General features: G+C 40.3%; 14 protein-coding genes. 8 read left to right on the top strand and 6 right to left on the bottom strand.

The genetic code is table 11. The features are described from left to right. Positions 1-24: 24 nt before the first annotated feature. On the bottom strand, positions 25-1,245 hold the full coding sequence (locus EXT43_RS17215; RefSeq protein ID WP_130167538.1) for a Xaa-Pro peptidase family protein: 1,221 nt from the start codon (positions 1,243-1,245) through the stop codon (positions 25-27). A 129-nt stretch (positions 1,246-1,374) separates the two neighbouring features. On the opposite strand from EXT43_RS17215, the gene EXT43_RS17210 reads away from it, so the two are divergent. After that, entirely contained in the window at positions 1,375-2,454 is a 1,080-nt protein-coding gene (locus EXT43_RS17210) for a Xaa-Pro peptidase family protein (RefSeq protein ID WP_130167537.1), read from the top strand. Between the two features lie 15 nt (positions 2,455-2,469). On the opposite strand, the gene EXT43_RS17205 is transcribed toward EXT43_RS17210, so the two are convergent. Then, complete coding sequence (locus EXT43_RS17205) at positions 2,470-3,078, bottom strand: flavin reductase (protein ID WP_130167536.1); 609 nt, start codon at positions 3,076-3,078, stop codon at positions 2,470-2,472. 10 nt (positions 3,079-3,088) lie between these two features. After that, positions 3,089-3,835: an SDR family NAD(P)-dependent oxidoreductase gene (locus tag EXT43_RS17200; protein WP_130167535.1), complete on the bottom strand. Its 747-nt coding sequence runs from the start codon at positions 3,833-3,835 to the stop codon at positions 3,089-3,091. A 422-nt stretch (positions 3,836-4,257) separates the two neighbouring features. Between EXT43_RS17200 and ppc the strand changes: the two genes are divergently transcribed. Next, positions 4,258-6,903: a phosphoenolpyruvate carboxylase gene (gene ppc, locus EXT43_RS17195; protein ID WP_062565520.1), complete on the top strand. Its 2,646-nt coding sequence runs from the start codon at positions 4,258-4,260 to the stop codon at positions 6,901-6,903. Here ppc and EXT43_RS17190 read toward each other — a convergent pair. Then, entirely contained in the window at positions 6,900-8,939 is a 2,040-nt protein-coding gene (locus tag EXT43_RS17190; RefSeq protein WP_062565519.1) for a tetratricopeptide repeat-containing sensor histidine kinase, read from the bottom strand. The genes ppc and EXT43_RS17190 overlap by 4 nt on opposite strands. 337 nt (positions 8,940-9,276) lie before the next feature. Here EXT43_RS17190 and EXT43_RS17185 point away from each other — a divergent pair, with 337 nt between their 5' ends. Next, positions 9,277-9,645 carry a hypothetical protein gene (locus EXT43_RS17185; protein WP_062565518.1) on the top strand — a complete coding sequence of 123 codons (369 nt, stop codon included), beginning with the start codon at positions 9,277-9,279 and terminating at the stop codon, positions 9,643-9,645. Positions 9,646-9,810: 165 nt separating this feature from the next. Next, the gene (cdd, locus tag EXT43_RS17180) at positions 9,811-10,737 is read left to right on the top strand and encodes a cytidine deaminase (protein WP_130167534.1); all 927 of its coding nucleotides are present in this window, start codon (positions 9,811-9,813) and stop codon (positions 10,735-10,737) included. On the opposite strand, the gene udp is transcribed toward cdd, so the two are convergent. Then, complete coding sequence (udp, locus tag EXT43_RS17175; RefSeq protein WP_058584290.1) at positions 10,729-11,484, bottom strand: uridine phosphorylase; 756 nt, start codon at positions 11,482-11,484, stop codon at positions 10,729-10,731. The genes cdd and udp overlap by 9 nt on opposite strands. A gap of 145 nt (positions 11,485-11,629) precedes the next feature. Between udp and EXT43_RS17170 the strand changes: the two genes are divergently transcribed. The 4 genes from EXT43_RS17170 to EXT43_RS17155 all read left to right on the top strand — a co-directional run bounded on the left by EXT43_RS17170 (position 11,630) and on the right by EXT43_RS17155 (position 16,051). Next, positions 11,630-12,409 (top strand): DUF2189 domain-containing protein, encoded by a 780-nt coding sequence (locus EXT43_RS17170; RefSeq protein WP_054564098.1) that lies wholly within the window; start codon positions 11,630-11,632, stop codon positions 12,407-12,409. A gap of 289 nt (positions 12,410-12,698) precedes the next feature. Next, positions 12,699-13,808 carry an arginase family protein gene (locus tag EXT43_RS17165; RefSeq protein WP_055198846.1) on the top strand — a complete coding sequence of 370 codons (1,110 nt, stop codon included), beginning with the start codon at positions 12,699-12,701 and terminating at the stop codon, positions 13,806-13,808. Between the two features lie 124 nt (positions 13,809-13,932). Continuing rightward, positions 13,933-14,625 carry a transporter substrate-binding domain-containing protein gene (locus EXT43_RS17160; protein ID WP_130167533.1) on the top strand — a complete coding sequence of 231 codons (693 nt, stop codon included), beginning with the start codon at positions 13,933-13,935 and terminating at the stop codon, positions 14,623-14,625. 139 nt (positions 14,626-14,764) lie between these two features. After that, complete coding sequence (locus EXT43_RS17155) at positions 14,765-16,051, top strand: hemolysin family protein (RefSeq protein WP_130167532.1); 1,287 nt, start codon at positions 14,765-14,767, stop codon at positions 16,049-16,051. A gap of 28 nt (positions 16,052-16,079) precedes the next feature. On the opposite strand, the gene iadA is transcribed toward EXT43_RS17155, so the two are convergent. Continuing rightward, positions 16,080-17,246, bottom strand: coding sequence for a beta-aspartyl-peptidase (gene iadA, locus EXT43_RS17150; RefSeq protein WP_130167531.1), 1,167 nt, complete (start codon positions 17,244-17,246; stop codon positions 16,080-16,082). Positions 17,247-17,248: the final 2 nt, after the last annotated feature.

The raw sequence follows: 17,248 nt of genomic DNA, 5'->3' as shown, positions 1-17,248 counted from the left end.
GGCCTTATAAAGTTAATTTGAATTTTATTTAGCTAAACCAAATGGGTCATCAATGCTATGAGCAGGCTCGGTAAACCAGCGCGGGCCTTCGTCTGTCATATAAAAGTGATCTTCTAAGCGAATACCAAACTCATCCGGTATTACTAACATAGGTTCGTTACTAAAACACATACCTGTTGCGAGTGGGGTAGGGTTACCACCCACTAGGTATGGCCATTCATGAATATCTAAACCAATGCCATGGCCTGTTCTGTGTGGGCAGCCTGGTGTTTGATACTCTGGTCCCATGCCATTTTCGGCGAGGTACTGCCTTGCAGCATCGTCTACTTTGCCACATGGCTCACCATTTTTTGCGGCAGCAAAAGCAGCAAGTTGGGCATTTTTTTCGTGTTGCCAAAACGTACGTTGGCGATCGGTTGCTCCACCAAATACATAAGTACGGGTAATGTCAGAGAGGTAATCATGTACTTTACAGCCAGTATCAATCAGTACCACATCACCTTTTTTAAGGGTTTGCGGGTTTTTAACGCCATGCGGGAAAGACGACGCAACACCAAATAACACAATACAAAAATAGTTACCCGGTGCGCCGACTTTTTGGTGCGCTTTTTTAATAAAGGCTTCAACCTCAGTTGTGGTGATACCTTCATAAAGCATACTTGCCGTTGCTTTATGTACTTCTAAAGTCATGTCCATTGCACGTTGCATTAAGGCAAGTTCATTAGCTGACTTATGCATGCGGCAGTGAGCTGTTACGCACTGTGCGTTAACAATATTGTAATTGCCGTTCGCTTTATTAATGCCGTCGTAGATGAAAAACTGTGCGCTTTCATCAATACCAAGGGTACCATCTTTGCTAATGCCCATTTCTGTAAGAACATCTACACACAGTTGATAAGGGTTTTCGTGTTCTTGCCAGCCACGAATTGGGCCATCAATCACCATAAAATCGTTTAAGCTGCCGATTTCAAAAAACGGTGCTATGTATTGCACATCACCTTTAGCAGGTAAAATAGCGCCAACTAAACGCTCACTTGCGTACCAACGCATACCTGTAAAGTAGGCTAGGTTAGTGCCTGCATTTAAGTATATTGCATCAATATTGTTTGCTTGCATATACGCTTGTGCCTTTGCGATACGCGCATGAAATTCGTCATTTTGAATAGGGGTTAAATCTGTTGTCATATCTGACAAAGAGTCAAGCGCCTGCTCTGGCGTTTGTGTGCCAATACCGTATGTTGTCATTGTGTACTCCTTGGTTTTTTGTGCATTGTGGCTTGAGTAAACAGCTGATGCAAACTCACTGCGACTAATCGCATAATATTCGTATTTATGGACATAACTGTTAGCATGCGCAAAAAATAAGGAGCGACAATGCAAGTTAATTACTTAAAAAGACAAGCTGAATTTAAAGCCTTGCTAGAGCAACACGGTTACAGCGCCATGTTAGTACTTGGTCATGAAAATATTCGTTACTTAAGTGGTTTTAGCGGTAATGCTGCTTATGCATTAATTACTCAAAATGCGTGTGTGTTGATCACTGATTACAGATACCACCAACGTGCAATTGCTGAAACAACAGGGTTCGAAATTGTTTGTCGAGACAGAGACAACGAAACCCTTGGCCATTGTATAAATAGACACCTTAACCCGAACAGCCATGTCGCATTTGATGCAAGTTATGTCACGGTAGCAATTTGGCAAGGTGTGGCAGATGAGCTAAGCGGCCACACTTTAACAGCGGTAAACGGTTTAATTGAAAAACTAAGACGCGTTAAAGATAGCTGGGAAGTTGCACAAATTAAAGCTGCTGCAGCCATCGCTGATGAAGCATTAGCACAAACGCTACCTTATTTTAAACCGGGTGTAACTGAGCGTGACCTTGCGTTAGAGCTTGAATTTAGAATGCAAAAGCTCGGTTCAGAAGGAATGTCGTTTGCTACTATTATGCTGTTTGCAGAACGCTCAGCCTTGCCGCATGGTAACCCGTCAGATCAGGTTTTAAAGCAAGGTGATTTTGTAACCCTTGACTTTGGTGCGGTTGTAAATGGCTATCGCTCTGATATGACCCGCAGTTACATCATTGGCGAAGCGTCAGAAAAACAAACCCGTATTTATAATACTGTTCTTGATGCACAAAATGCGGCACTAGAAATGGTTAAACCGGGTGTTAATTGTTTAGATTTAAATGCTATATCAAACAAGGTGATTGCTGAGGCGGGCTTTGGCGAATACGCCGGTAAAGGGCTTGGGCATGGTTTAGGGCTGTTTTTACATGAAGTGCCATTTATTAACACATTGACAGACTACAACCTTGAAGTTGGTAATGTGATCACCATTGAGCCTGGCATTTATATACCAGGCTATGGTGGTGTGCGCCTTGAAGATGACATAGTTGTCACCGAATCTGGCTTTGAGGTGTTAACCCATGCGCCTAAGCCATTTATAATCTAGTGCTTAAATTAAAGGTTATTTTTTAGCATACGCTAAGCGGGCTAAACGTTCAGTTACATGGTAACTATCAAGCCCGCTCACTGCGACTGTGTCAATGGCTTCAATATCGACAAAGCCATCTTGTTGCAAGCAAGCCTCATCTAAGTAGATATCGGTTATTTCACCTATGATCAGCTCAGTGCCATTGATGGCAAGGTGGTGGTGTTCTTTCAGCTCAAGCGCATATTTAAGCTTACTTTCTTTAACAAAAGGCGCTGTACAGTCATTTAGGTATTCAGTAGTAAGCCCTGTTGCATCAAATTCTGACTCGTCCTTGTCGTAGCGTGCCGATGTTTGATGTGCTTTGTTATAAATGTCTTTGTTCACGTGGTTAATCGTGTACTGCTTAGTGGCTAATAAGTTCTCTAGGGTATGGCGAGGCACTGAATGAGGCCTGATGATCATACCTACTAAAGGGGGATGTGCTCCAAGATGAAATACTGAACTGACAATCGCTAAGTTAGTTTGGCCATTATTATCTTGTGTGCCGACTAAGTTGGCACTTTTAAACCCCGACAAACTATTAATTAGATGGGCGCGGTAGCGGTTTTCTAAATCAGCAATGGCTTGTTTTGTTAAATGCATAAATTTCCTGTTACCAGTCTATGGGTTTTCCTTGCCAGTCAAAGTAGGCAGGGTTGTGTGATTGTTGTAAATAGTCAGCATCACTTATCAATAAATACAATTGCTCAGCTACAAACTCAGGGGTAAATAGCTTTCCTTCGGGCACATTTGCCTGAAAAGGTTTTGATAATGGCGTATCAGTAGTACCTGGGTGAAATAACACGCAGTGGCATTTTTTATAGCGTCTGCTAAGTTCAATTGCTGCAGATTTAAATAACATATTTAATGCCGCCTTCGATGCCCGATAGCTATACCAACCGCCTAACTTGTTATCACGAGTGCTACCAACACGTGCACTAAGGGCACACACCACAGTTGAAACTTGTGGCTTTAAAAGCGATGAGAATAACGTCACACAGCGAATTGGTAGTAGAGCATTTGTCATCATGCTATTTATAAAGTGCTGCTCAGATATTTGTTCAAGTTTACGTTCAGGCACATTATCTGGATCATGCAATAGGCCGTTAAATATCATCAACTGGGCCAAATCATATTGGCCACCGGCAAGTTCTTTCGCAATACCACTTAAGCTTTGCTCTGAGTAGTCAGTAATAAAATGCTGGTGGCTTATCTCATTGCTTATAGATTCATTAAAACTTGCCTTAAATTCACCTCGACTGATGGTTACGATATGACCCGTGTTTATTCGTTTATATAGAGTGGTGAAATAGGCATTTGCAATTTCACTGCTTGCACCGCACAAAATATAGAGTTGCATTTTGACCTGTTATAAAAATATTTGAAAATTTTTTCGCTCAAACTATCACCAACTAATAAAGTGATAGTAGCTCTGTTTGTCTTGATCTAAACCTACAAACACATAAAAAAGGCGGGTAAAAATTTGACCATGCAAACTTTAAGGATGCCTTAAATTACGGGGATTTTACCTTTTAAATTGGTAAGTCCATTTTACCAATTGAGCTGGCTTTAACGCTTTGCAGCTGACTAAGCTGCGTATTTATTACACTTTTATGTTTATAGATTGGTTATTCTTTTTTACGAGTATGTTAGAAAATTCGATCTATTAAATTAACGCTGACAATGATATTAATAAAAGGGATCAGTGTTTAGCTGCGTTCGTGCTTGGCTAAATACTGTGCAGTAAGTACTTTCAACTTAGTTAAAGAAAGGAGTATGAGAATGAGTGAACAATACGCTGCACTTCGCGGTAATGTTAGTATGCTTGGACAAATGCTGGGTCAAACCATTAAAGATGCACAAGGACAAGCCATTTTAGATAAGGTAGAAGAGATTCGTGCTTTATCTAAATCGTCACGTAGTGGTAACGAAGCCGACAGACAAGCGCTTATCGAAGTACTACACGCTCTCACAGATGAAGAACTATTACCGGTTGCACGCTCATTTAATCATTTTTTGAATCTTGCTAATGTTGCTGAACAATTTCATACCGTATCTCGCTTTAATGATGTTGGTTTTTGCCAACTAAACCCTCTCACTCAAACATTAAAAGCGTTAGCAACAGCATCAAAGCAAGGTCAAGTTGATCCTAATCACTTGGCGCAAACACTCTCAAAACTCCACATCAATTTAGTTCTGACGGCTCACCCAACTGAGGTGACACGCCGTACAATGATCAATAAACACGTAGAATTAAGTGATTGCCTTGCCTCTTTAGAGCGTAAAGACAACTTACCTAGTGAACGTGCAGATTTATTAAACCGCATTGCCCAACTTATTAGCCAAGCGTGGCATACCGATGACATTCGTCGCTCACGCCCAACGCCAATTGACGAAGCTAAATGGGGTTTTGCGGTTATTGAAAATAGCTTATGGCACGCTGTTCCGCGTTTCTTACGTGAGTTTGGCGAAGACGTAAAAGCAGAGCTTGATTTAGAGCTACCTATTGATTTCAGCCCAATTGAATTTACTTCTTGGATGGGCGGCGACCGTGATGGTAACCCGTTTGTAACTGCTGAAGTCACACAGCAAGTACTTGATCATGGTCGCTGGATGGCACTTGATTTGTATTCGCGTGATATCGAAACGCTAAGCAATGAGTTATCTATGTCGGATGCAAGCGATGAGCTTATTGAGCTTGCGGGCCAAGACTTTGAACCTTACCGTGCGGTACTTAAAAAATTAAAGAATCAAATTGCTGAAACTGTGACGCATTTGGGCGCTAAAATTAAGAAAAAGCGCACTGATTCTGAAGATTTAATTACCGATATCGCGCAAATTAAACACCCAATCGAAGTGTGTTATCGCTCGCTTATTAAGACCAACATGAAAGTAGTTGCCGATGGCTTGCTACTTGATGTTCTGCGCCGTATTAATAGCTTTGGTCTGCGCCTTGCAAAACTTGATGTACGTCAGGATTCATCGCGTCATGGTGATGTTTTCTCTGAGCTAACACGTTATTTAGGTTTAGGTGATTACCATCAATGGCAAGAAGAAGACAAACAAGCGTTTTTACTTGCTGAGCTAAACTCTCGACGTCCGCTAATTCCAAAACATTGGCAACCAAGCCCAGAAGTACAAGAGGTGCTAGATACATTCGATGTAATCGCAGCGCAAGATGCTCAAACATTTGGCTTGTATATTATCTCGATGGCACGTACCGCATCTGATGTACTGGCAGTGCAGTTATTGCTTAAAGAAAGTGGTTGTAAGTTTAACTTACCGGTTGCGCCATTATTTGAAACGTTAGACGACTTAAATAATGGTAAAGAGGTTATCGAATGTTTACTTGATAACACTTGGTACCGAGGTCATATTCAAAACCAGCAAAATGTCATGATCGGCTACTCAGATTCAGCAAAAGATGCAGGTATGATGGCTGCCGGTTGGGCACAATATGAAGCTATGGATAAGCTGGTACAATTAGCCGAAAATCGCGGTATTGAACTTATTTTATTCCACGGCCGTGGTGGTACTGTTGGTCGCGGTGGCGCGCCAGCTGCCCAAGCTCTTCGCTCACAGCCTCCAGGTTCATTAAAAGGTGGCCTACGTGTAACAGAGCAAGGTGAAATGATCCGCTTTAAGTTTGGTTTGCCTGCTGTAGCGCTACAAAGCTTAAATATTTATGCCGGTGCAGTTCTAGAAAGTAACTTGTTGCCGCCACCAGAGCCTAAGAGCGAATGGCGTGATGTTATGGAGCTTATTAGTGCAGATTCTTGTGAGCATTACCGTCAAGTTGTGCGCCATGATGAAAACTTTGTGCCTTATTTTAGAATGGCAACGCCAGAGCAAGAGCTTTCTAAATTACCACTTGGTTCTCGCCCTGCGAAGCGTAACCCGAACGGTGGAGTAGAAAGCCTTCGTGCTATTCCATGGATTTTTGCATGGAGCCAAAACCGTTTAATGCTTCCAGCTTGGTTGGGTGCATTAACAGGCCTTAAAGCTGCTTTAGATAAGTATGGCATCGAGACACTTCATGAAATGAGCTTAAAATGGCCATTCTTCCGTGCTCGTTTAGAGATGCTAGAAATGGTATTTAGTAAAGCAGATACATGGTTAAGTGCGCATTACGATGATGCACTAGTAACTGAACAATATAAGCCATTAGGCGTGAAGCTACGTCAAGAATTGAGCGAGGCGATTGAGCTTGTTCAGTCGCTTAGCCCACAAAAGAGCTTACTTGCAGACCAACCTTGGATCAAAGAGTCAATCGCACTTCGTAACCCGTACACAGATCCACTTAACTTATTACAAGTCGAGTTACTGCGTCGTTCACGCGAAGCTGACGAGGGATCTGAAGGCGATATTGATAATGCCTTGATGATCACTATGACAGGTATCGCTGCAGGTATGCGTAATACCGGTTAATAGCTAGTATCATCGACCAATCGAGCATCGATTGGTAGGCTAATAACAAATCGTGCGCCGTGGTTACATGGCTCGGCGCCGATTTTCCCTCTTAGGTTATATTTAACCGCGTTAAATACCACGTTTAAACCAAGCCCTAAATGATTTCCGCCTAAATTAGTGGTGTAAAATGGCGTAAATATTTCATGAAGTATTTCGTCGTTTATTCCCACGCCGTTATCTTGGTAAGTAATTTCAACCACATGTGTATAGGCTTTAACTGTTACCTCGACAACACCTTGGTCAGAATTAACAAAGCCATGCTCGCAGGAATTAATAACCAAGGTTTTTAATACATCACTTAAGATAGTTGGATATGACGTAATAACAGCCTCATCACCATGAATTTTAAACTCAATTTGCTTACCAAGATGTTTACTCAAAGGGTATAAACGATGACTAATAAAGCTTGGTAGCTGTATTTTGCTCATTGGTTTATCAAGGTGAATAGACACATTGAGCGCTTTGAATTCTTCGACAATTCCGGCAAGTCGATTAATGCTACTGATCACCAACTCTTTAGCGCTATTGGTATCGGTAATAAACTTATGAAAATGTTTGCTAGAGAGCTCTCGGGCTTTAAATTTTTCTTCTAAACCTTCCATGTAATCATCGATTAATGAACTTGCGGTCACTATGGTGCCAATAGGGGTATTAAGTTGATGCGCCATACCAGATACCAGTGCTGTTAAAGAGGCTATTTTTTCGATTTCAATCAGATGATCTTGTGTATCTTTTAACTGCTCTAATGCTTTAGTTAATTTTTGTTTTTGTTTGTCTATGCTGTTAATGGCGATAAGTGAGCCAAATAAAATAACAACTAAACAGATGCTTACTACAATCGTGAGGTCTTTAAATGCGTTGGCTTTAGTTGCTTTTATTTGCTCAGCACGAGTTAGGTTAGAAATTCTTACTTCTTTTGCGGCAACATCGGCTTCTGCAAGTGCTTTTGCTAAATTCACTTTGGCTTGTCTGGTTAAAATAGCGGCGTTAATGTACGAATATTGTTTATAAGCGCTAAGTGCATTTACATAATTTTTTTGTTGCTCGTAAAGCTCTGCACTTAATTTGGCAATCGATAATAGGGTTTCAAAATTAGTATGGCTAACAGTGTGAGTATCAACGGATGCAAGCGTTGTGAGTGCTTTATCAGTATGTCCTTGTGCCTCATACGTTTCTGCTAAACATAAAATAATATTAAGTTGCTCATTCTCAAGTTGTTTATTTTCAATAAGCGTTGAAGCCTCGTTGAGTACCTTTTCTGAGTCTTCTAAAAAACCTTGAAAACGTAATACTTTGGCTTTTAAAACAAGGCTTGAAGCAAGGTGAGTGGTGTAGTTGTGTTGGCTTTGCAGCCCAATAGCTTCATTGATAATCTTGAGTGCTTCTGGATACTGTTTTAACCCAATTAAAGCTAGCGCTAAATTATTACTTGCAAATGATTCGTTGAGAGTTTGATTTTTACTGTGGGCATAATCTCGATAGTATGTGAACGAGTCGGCAGCTTCTTTATAACGGTTTAAACGTAGCTTTACTAAAGCGATATTATTTTCGGTTTGATAAACTAAACGCTCATCTCGAGATTGTGCAAATGGCATGGCATCGCGATAGTACGCTAAGGCTTCTTCATATAGACCTAAGCGCGCATAAATGCCCCCTGAAATATTAAAATAGCCATACATGAGGTCTTTTTCATCAGATTGAGAAACCATATTCATGTACTTAACAATGGTTTCCATGGCTTGTTCAAGCTTGTCAGTCTCAAGCAAAAACCAAGCTTTATAATTAGTGACTATAATCTTTTGTTCTAGTGTTAGTTCGGTAGTTTCAATCAGCGCATTGACAAACTCAAGCCCTTCTTGAGGTGAACTGGCGTAGCTTTGCCTTATTGAGGTTCTAAGCTTTTCAAATTCTTTAATGGGCATCGCTTTAGGTGTTGTTGAAATTAATAAAATCAACAAGGTAAAGCCAAATAATATAACCAATCGCGCTTTCATGACACACCAATCCATTTAAAAGTGAGCTTAAAAAACGCTCACCCATTTTGCTGTCTAATTAACGCTAAATATTATAAATTTTAACTAAATATAGGTTTATCTGAAAAAGCTGATTCTATGAAAGGAAAACTCATACTTGTGTCTAAAGTAAATAAGATATGAATTTGCATAACAACTCTTTAAAGTAGATCTAATCCTAAAATCTGAATTTTACAACTGGTCATACCTATTTTATTGCTAGGTATTGACTAGAGAGGCGATATTAATAAAATAGCCCAGCTTTTTGGTTCAGCTACCGTTAAGCCAAATCAACCCCCACGCTTTTTTAGAGTAACTTATGCCAAACGTGTCTACTTGCATCACTTATGATGCATCGACGTCACTCGTGATGATGACGTTAAGAGGGACTGCTAGTGCACAGGATGTGATAAATTTTTACCAAATTGCCCAACAATATTCAGAATTACATGGGTCAGAGAAAATACTCGTTGATGTGTCTGAGATGACGCACAATTTCGCACCTGCTGATTTATTCACCATTATGCCGGAAGTGGCAAACTCTTTGAAAAAAGCTGTTGTAGCAATAGTTGTAAGTTTTGATGGTTTTATGCACGACTTATTTATGCAAAAAGCAAAACGCTATAACTTACAAGCTGAAAACTTTGAATGTTTTAACAAAGCAAAAAATTGGCTGGTTCGTCAATAATTGGTCGAGCTAGTCATCGCTTTTTTGTTGTGTATATCTGGGCTTACAAATACCGCTAATTTTTAGCTTTTATTGTGCGATTTACCTTGATGTTTACCGCCAAAACCTAGCAATTCATTACGTAACCTTTTAAACTGTTTAGCCAATTAATAATTATAATTTGTTATGACAGCAACTAGGATAGATGCAAGCAAACTAGCTCAAAATTCAGAGCCGTTTAGCTTCAATGATCAACAAAAAAATTCTCTTTTTGCCCAGCTTAAACAGCAACGTGGCATCTTATCTCAATCTGATATTTCTTCTCTTTGTCAGCAGTTTCAAGTTAGCCAACTTGAGTTACTAAAAGCCTGTGTACCCGTCGCAAGTTTATTTTCTGTCGCGCCTATTTCTAAATTCTATGTGGGCGCTATTGCAGTAGGGTTAAACAAGCAAGGCGAAACAAATTTCTATTTTGGCGCAAATGTTGAGTTTTCTCATCAAGCATTGAGTTTGGTCGTTCATGCTGAGCAATCAGCCATTAATAATGCATGGCTTAATGGCGCGCAAGCAGTGTTAAAAATTGCTATTAGCGATGCACCTTGCGGTTACTGCCGTCAATTTATGAATGAATTGAGCACCGCAGACTCACTTGAGATTTTATTGCCAGAACGTGACTTTAATCTATATGAGTTATTACCTTATTCATTTGGCCCAAAAGACCTAGGCAATGAAGCCTGTTTATTTTCTAATAAGCAAAGCGATAAACAGTTTACTGATCTTTCGATTGCTGATAATAAACTTATTCAATTGGCACTCAATGCATACGTGCCTTACACAGGTAACTTTAGTGCGGTTAAATTAACGACTTTTGATGAAGGTGACTTTTACGGAAGTTATGCTGAAAATGCTGCCTATAGTCCAAGCCTTTCGCCATTACAAAGTGCATTGAGTCAGTTTTATCTTGCGGGCTTAACCTTTGATGATAAAACAGTTAAGTCGATTACCTTGTTAGAAACACAAGGGGCAGAAAATCAATATGAGGTGGCTAAAAGTGTGCTGGCAAGCTTTGCAAACCCACCAGCATTTGAGCACTGTGTTGCTAAACTAGTTTAGCAACAGTTTTGCAGCTTCAATGACGACGGCGACTGATTTTTTCTCAATCTCGCCGTGGTCAACATTCGGAATTTCTTGTTTAGTACGATTTACTAATACACCTGCAACACAGGCTGCGCGTAAGCCAAGGGCGGCACACATAGTAAATAGTGTTGCTGATTCCATTTCATAATTCATCACGCCTAGTTTTTGCCACTCTTCACAGCTGCCTTGGAATGAGCGAGGAACATATCCAGAATAAGTATCGTAACGTTCTTGACCCGGGTAGAAAGTATCACTCGATGCAGTAATACCAATGTGGAAATTAATTCCTAACTTATCACATGCATTTACCATCGCTTGTGTTGCAAAGAAGTCAGACACAGCAGGGTAGCTTAGTGGTGCGAAATGCTGGCTAGCACCATCTAAACGAACTGAAGCTTGGCTAATTAAAATGTCGCCTTCGTTAATGTGTGGCTGAATTGCACCGGTCGTGCCAATACGCAAAAAGGTATCAATACCTAGCTGAGCAAGCTCTTCAACAGCAATTGATGTAGATGGGCCGCCAATACCGGTAGAACAAACTACAACGCTGTGCCCGTTTAGCTCACCTCGGTATACATGAAATTCACGGGTCTTCGCTAAGCATTCAGGGTTATCGAGAAGTGTTGAAATGCGTGCTGAGCGGTCAGGATCGCCAGGGACAATCGCAAGGGTTGCGCCGTTTAAGTCCTGACGAGTAAGCCCTAAGTGAAATACCTTTTCCATTATTAAACCTTATTTTTGTCTAAAGCGTAATACTTTAATCATATGTGTTTAAAGTACAGGACAGATGTCCTATTAGATCACCAATGTTGCAAGAATTGCACAGATAACCTAAACCTAAAGAAGTAACGATAAAAGAGGATATATTATGCCTGCTTCATCTTCTATGAGTAAACACCATGAGTTTGCACGCTGTTTAGAAAGCTCGAAAATTTCAATTGGTGCGCCTTTTCATTGGTTAGCACTTGCATTTAAAGATATCGCTAATGCGCCCATACTGAGTCTAGTCTACGGATTAGTATTTACCTTGATACCTGCGACTATCATGTATTTTGTTTATCAGTTTGATACGCACTTAGTTATATTGCCTGCAGTCGTTGGCTTTGCATTAATTGGTCCTGCCTTTGCTGCCGGACTTTACGATGTCGCATGGGAGCTTGAAAAAGGCCACAAACCCACTTTAATGCACAGCCTTAAATCGATGTTTAGAAACCCTGCAGGTGAATGGGGCTTTGCGGTGTTATTAATGGTAATTATGATTGTTTGGATGCGCTTAGCTGCACTTATTCATGCATTGTACCCGAACGTTGTTAACCCGAGTTTTGAGCAGTTATCTGCGTTTTTAACGCTCGGTAGTATTGTCGGTGGTATCTTACTGGTCACTGTATTTGCTATCTCAGCGTTTACCCCGCAAATTATGATGGAACGCAGAGTTGATATTATGACTGCGGTAATTTCTTCAATGAATGCGGTTAAAACCAATTTCGGTGCCATGGTTGTCTGGGCTGGTTTGATACTATGTTTAGTATTTGTCGGCTTTATTACAGGCACTGCTGGGTTTATTGTCATTATGCCTTTATTGAGCTACGCCAGCTGGCATGCATACATTGCCGTTATCAAAACTAAGAAGCCAAGAGGCTACGAATAATGAGTATTCACTTCGTTTGAATATAAATCTATAGCGGCAATCACCTAGGTTGCCGCAAAATTTGACTTTCTTTTCGCGCATGTTATACCTGCCAAAATACAGCGCTCTTATTTGACTAGAGCAGTTTAAATTCATCTGCATTAAAATTATAACCATTTAATATCAGTGAGTTATAGGTTTGGTTGAGCAAGTGATTGTTGAGTCTCAAAAATCTAGACTATACACAAACTTAATTGCGTAACTTTTTTAATTACGCATGAATATGCAGATAAAGATCAGCGGAGTAGAGATGAGTAACACACAAAAAGCCTTCCACGAAAAACTAAGTCAGTGTCTTTGTCCTCCTGGCGATGGCGTATTTACAGTTAATACAGCAAAAGAACGTAAAGATGCGCTGCGTACTAAATTATACGGTCAAACAGATAATGTTGATGTGCTTTGGAAAGAGTCACTTGAAACACTGGCAGAGTCTGAACACAAAGCGGTAATTTTAGGTATTAGCTCTGACTGTGGCGGTGGTATTTTACGTGGTGCTAACTGGGGTCCATTATTTTTACGTTCTACTTTGATTGATCAACAACCACAAGCGCGCGCCTTTGATTTAGGCGATGTTCGTGTGATCCCGCATTTATTGCATGATAAATACCTTAACGATGCAACCATTACAAACTGTCAAAAAGCGTTATATGCTGATGAAAACAGCGAATATCATGTATCGCCTTTGTCTATCACTGAAGATGTCTGTGATGGCTTTTATGCAAATTACCCAGATAAGGGTATTTTTGGTATTGGTGGCGACCATTCAATTAGCTACCCGCTGACTAAAGCTTACTTAAAAGCAAAACGTGATGCAGGTAAACGCACTGCAATCATTCATTTTGATGCTCATACAGACTTATTAGTAGAACGTTTAGGTATCGATTTATGTTTTGGTTCGTGGTGTACACATATTCTTGAGTACTTACCAGCTCCACGTAACTTAATTCAATTTGGTATTCGCTCTAGTGGTAAGCCTAAGCAACACTGGGAAGACACGTTTGGCGTTAAACAACATTGGGCACACGAAATCATCGAACGTGGCGCTAAAGCTGTTGCTGAAGAAGTTATTGCGCAGCTAAAAGCAGATAATGTTGATGAGCTTTATGTGAGCTTTGATATTGATGCACTTGATGAAAGCTTTGCTTCAGCGACAGGAACACCAGAAGCCGGTGGTTTAACACCTCAGCATGCATTAGACATTCTAGTTGAATTGGCTGACGAGTTCCCAATTACTGGTGCTGACATGATGGAAATTGCACCATTCACAGATAGCTCATTAATCGGTCAGACAAGTTCTGAAACAACTCTAAGAGAAGGCGCTAAAATCTCAGCTTTTTTGATTAATGCAATGAATAAGTAATTGACTCTATAGCGGAAACACCCTGTTTCCGCTCATTCCTTTTTACTAAATAATATTTCAATATCTGCAACTTCGAGCTATATTATTATAAAAAATAATTATAATTTATTTGGTATCGCTCATCATGCGCTCAATTATCACCTTGTCATTGCTGCTTTTTCTGCAACCTTGTTTTGCAGCAATTACTGTGGTGACAGAAAATTTCCCTAATTTCCAATACCTAGATGAAAATGGCGAATTAACTGGCACTGTAGTTGATAAAGTTAAATCAGGTTTAGATAAAAGTGGTGTGGATTATGAGCTGTCAGTAAATTCTTGGTCAATTTCGTATAATGCTGCATTACGTGATAGCAATACCTGCATCTTTTCTATGGCAAGGCTTCCTGCACGCGAAGATAAATTTACTTGGGTGGCACAAATCGGTGGTTTTTCGGCGTCGTTCTATTCGTTTAAATCTGAGCAATTAAAAATAGCGAGTATAGATGATGCTAAAAAGTACCGAATTGCAGTATTAAAAAATAACTATTCACATATTTACTTAAAAGAAAACGGCTTTGATGAACGTAATCAGCTGATCTTACTTGATAGTTTTGACAACATTTATGATGTACTTAAAAGTAGACGCTCAAGTATAGATTTAGTCATCCTCAGCGATGAACAATTTAAATATGAGCGCGATAACGACAGCACACTTGAAGATTTAAAACCGATATTTAAACTGCCCGTTGGCACACCTCAGTTATACTTTGCCTGCAATAAAAATATCAATCCTGTGACTCTTGAAAAATTAAATAAAGGCTTTGCTGCTAACGATTAAAAATAGCACTTGTTGATTGCCACAAAGTGGCTATAATCAGCTGCTTTTTGTCCATTCTCGCCAAACTCTCGCTAGCCTAAACGAGCAAAAAGTTGTTTGCATTCAACACTCTGAATGCGCTTAATTATTAGGAGCTACAATGAGTGATTTACTCATTATCATGATTTTAATTTTGATCAGTGCATTGTTTGCAATGAGCGAAATTGCGATTGCGGCATCTCGTAAGATCAAATTACGAGTTATGGTGGACGAAGGCAACAAAAAAGCCCAAGCAGTGCTTAGCTTGCAAGAGCAACCTGGGGCATTTTTTGCCATGATACAAATTGCCCTCAACGCAATTGCCATTTTAGGTGGTATTGTTGGTGAGCAAGCATTATCTCCTTACATAGAACAAATCTTAGGCATGATTTATCAAGGCCCGTTATTGAGTCAAATCAGCTTTTTGATTTCGTTTTTGAGTATTACCTCTTTGTTTATTCTATTCGCTGACCTATTACCTAAACGGTTAGCCATGATTATGCCAGAGGCAGTTGCAGTTAACGTGGTATCCATTATGCGCTGGGTGACCTTTGCGCTCACTCCTTTTGTTGTTTTCTTTAATGGTATAACTAATTTGGTTTTACGCGCGTTTAAAGTACCCGCTGAACGAGAAGATATTGTCACCACAGAAGACATCGTCGCGATGATGGATGCAGGAGCCGAGTACGGCAGCTTACAGCAACAAGAATATGAGCTAATTGGTAATGTATTTGATTTAGAGGCACGCTTTTTATCGAGTGTGATGACTCCTCGCGATCAAATTGTGTTTTTTGATGTAAAAGCGGATGCTCAAGAAGTTGCAACCAAAATTATTGAACACCCTCATAATCACTTTTTAGTGTGTGATGGTAGTTTAGATAAATTAATTGGCTCGGTTGAATCAAAAGATATCCTTCGCAAGGTGCTAAAAGGGCAAACCGCTGAAATCGATAAAGAACTGATAAGCCAAGATATTTTTTATCTTCCAGAAACATTGAGTCTTTCAGAGGCGCTAAATACTTTCAAAAAAGCGGCAGAGCCGTTTGCCGTAGTGGTTAATGAGTATGCGCTAATGGTAGGTATTGTTACTGTTAAAGATTTAATGAAAGGATTTATGGGCGACTTAATTAGCCACCAGGGTGAAGAGTTAATTATTCAACGTGATAATTCATCTTGGCTGGTTGATGGTTTAACACCTGTGGTTGAGCTTGCTAAGGTACTTGAAATTGAAGAGTTTCCTGAACAGTCTCATTACGAAACTGTCGCAGGGTTTTTGATCTACACCATGAAACGCCTGCCTAAACGTGCAGAGTTTATTAATTACGGTGGCTATAAGTTTGAAGTTGTCGATGTTGAAGGTGTGAAAGTCGAGCAACTACTCGTTACTCGCATTTCTGAACATGTTTAGCATAGTGTTTAAGGCCGCCGATGCGGCCTTACTCAAAGGCGCCCTTCACAAGGGCTTTGCCTTTACTCACCATATGAACACCCTTTGACCAGCATTCTGTTGGCGCAAGCGTTGTTTTATTAAGTAACACAAGATCGGCATCTGCATTTTGCTTAATTACACCTTTATTTATACCCAGTATCTGCGCAGGGTTTGATGTAACAGCCATTAAAGCGTGTTCAATCGAAACATTATATTTTTGCACTGCTTCTACAAACGAGCCGTGCAATGTGGACTCTTTGCCTACTTCAAGGCCAAGCAGGTTAAAGCTTTTGTCAAAAATAGGGAGGCTGGCATGGCCATCTGAGCTCATGGTTAGTTTTGTTGGGTCGACTTTATTCTCTAAGCAATAAGCTAGAGCGTGTGCGGCAGAGTATTCACCATGAGCAAGGTCATACTCGGTTGTACTTGTTGTAAAATCGATAGTGCCACCGGCTTTACAAAACTCTACCCCAGCATTAAGTAAGTCGATATTACGATTCATGTGAGTTGGGTAAAATTGTGCCAGCGAAATATCGGTTAGCTTATCAACCTCATGCAATAACGATAAATGTGTATCAACAGGGCCAACATGAATGCTGACAGTGCCTTTTTTACCACTTAACATGCCGGCCACTTTTGCCTCTGCAGCCAGTTCTGCAAGCTGTTGCACTTTGGGTTGGCTGCTACGATGATCAGATATAGCAACTTCTCCCACGCCAATAAACTCATCTATGTACATTAAATCGCTGGTGATAGAGCCTGTCAGTGTTTTCGCAGGTAAATGATATGAGCCCGAATGACAAAAAACGTTGAGCCCAAGCTCTTTCAGCTCTTTTGCTTTAGCGATTAAATTACTATGAGTTCGGCTACTTGAGTCAGTGCCAAGAGCTGCAATAACGGTTGTTGTACCATGCAGTGTTGCATCAGTAAGGTTCATTTCTGGTGTTCTACTTGCAAAGCCAGCTTCGCCGCCTCCGCCAGTTATATGAACGAGTGAATCTACAAACCCCGGGGCCAAAATACAATGAGTGCCATCGACCGTGGTAATCCCCTGATAGGTATCGATGGTGATTTCAGGCTGTATATCAACTATTTTTGTGCCAGCAATAAGGACATCTTGAATGCCTAAAGGTGAGGGGGCGAAAACGTCTGCGCCTTTTATAAGTGTTAACATAA

The sequence above is a fragment of the Pseudoalteromonas sp. CO109Y genome (assembly GCF_004208935.1).
In the GTDB taxonomy this organism is placed as follows: Bacteria; Pseudomonadota; Gammaproteobacteria; order Enterobacterales; family Alteromonadaceae; genus Pseudoalteromonas; species Pseudoalteromonas shioyasakiensis.
The sequence above is the reverse complement of the archived record's forward strand: the minus strand, read 5'-3'. Positions and strand labels throughout refer to the sequence as shown.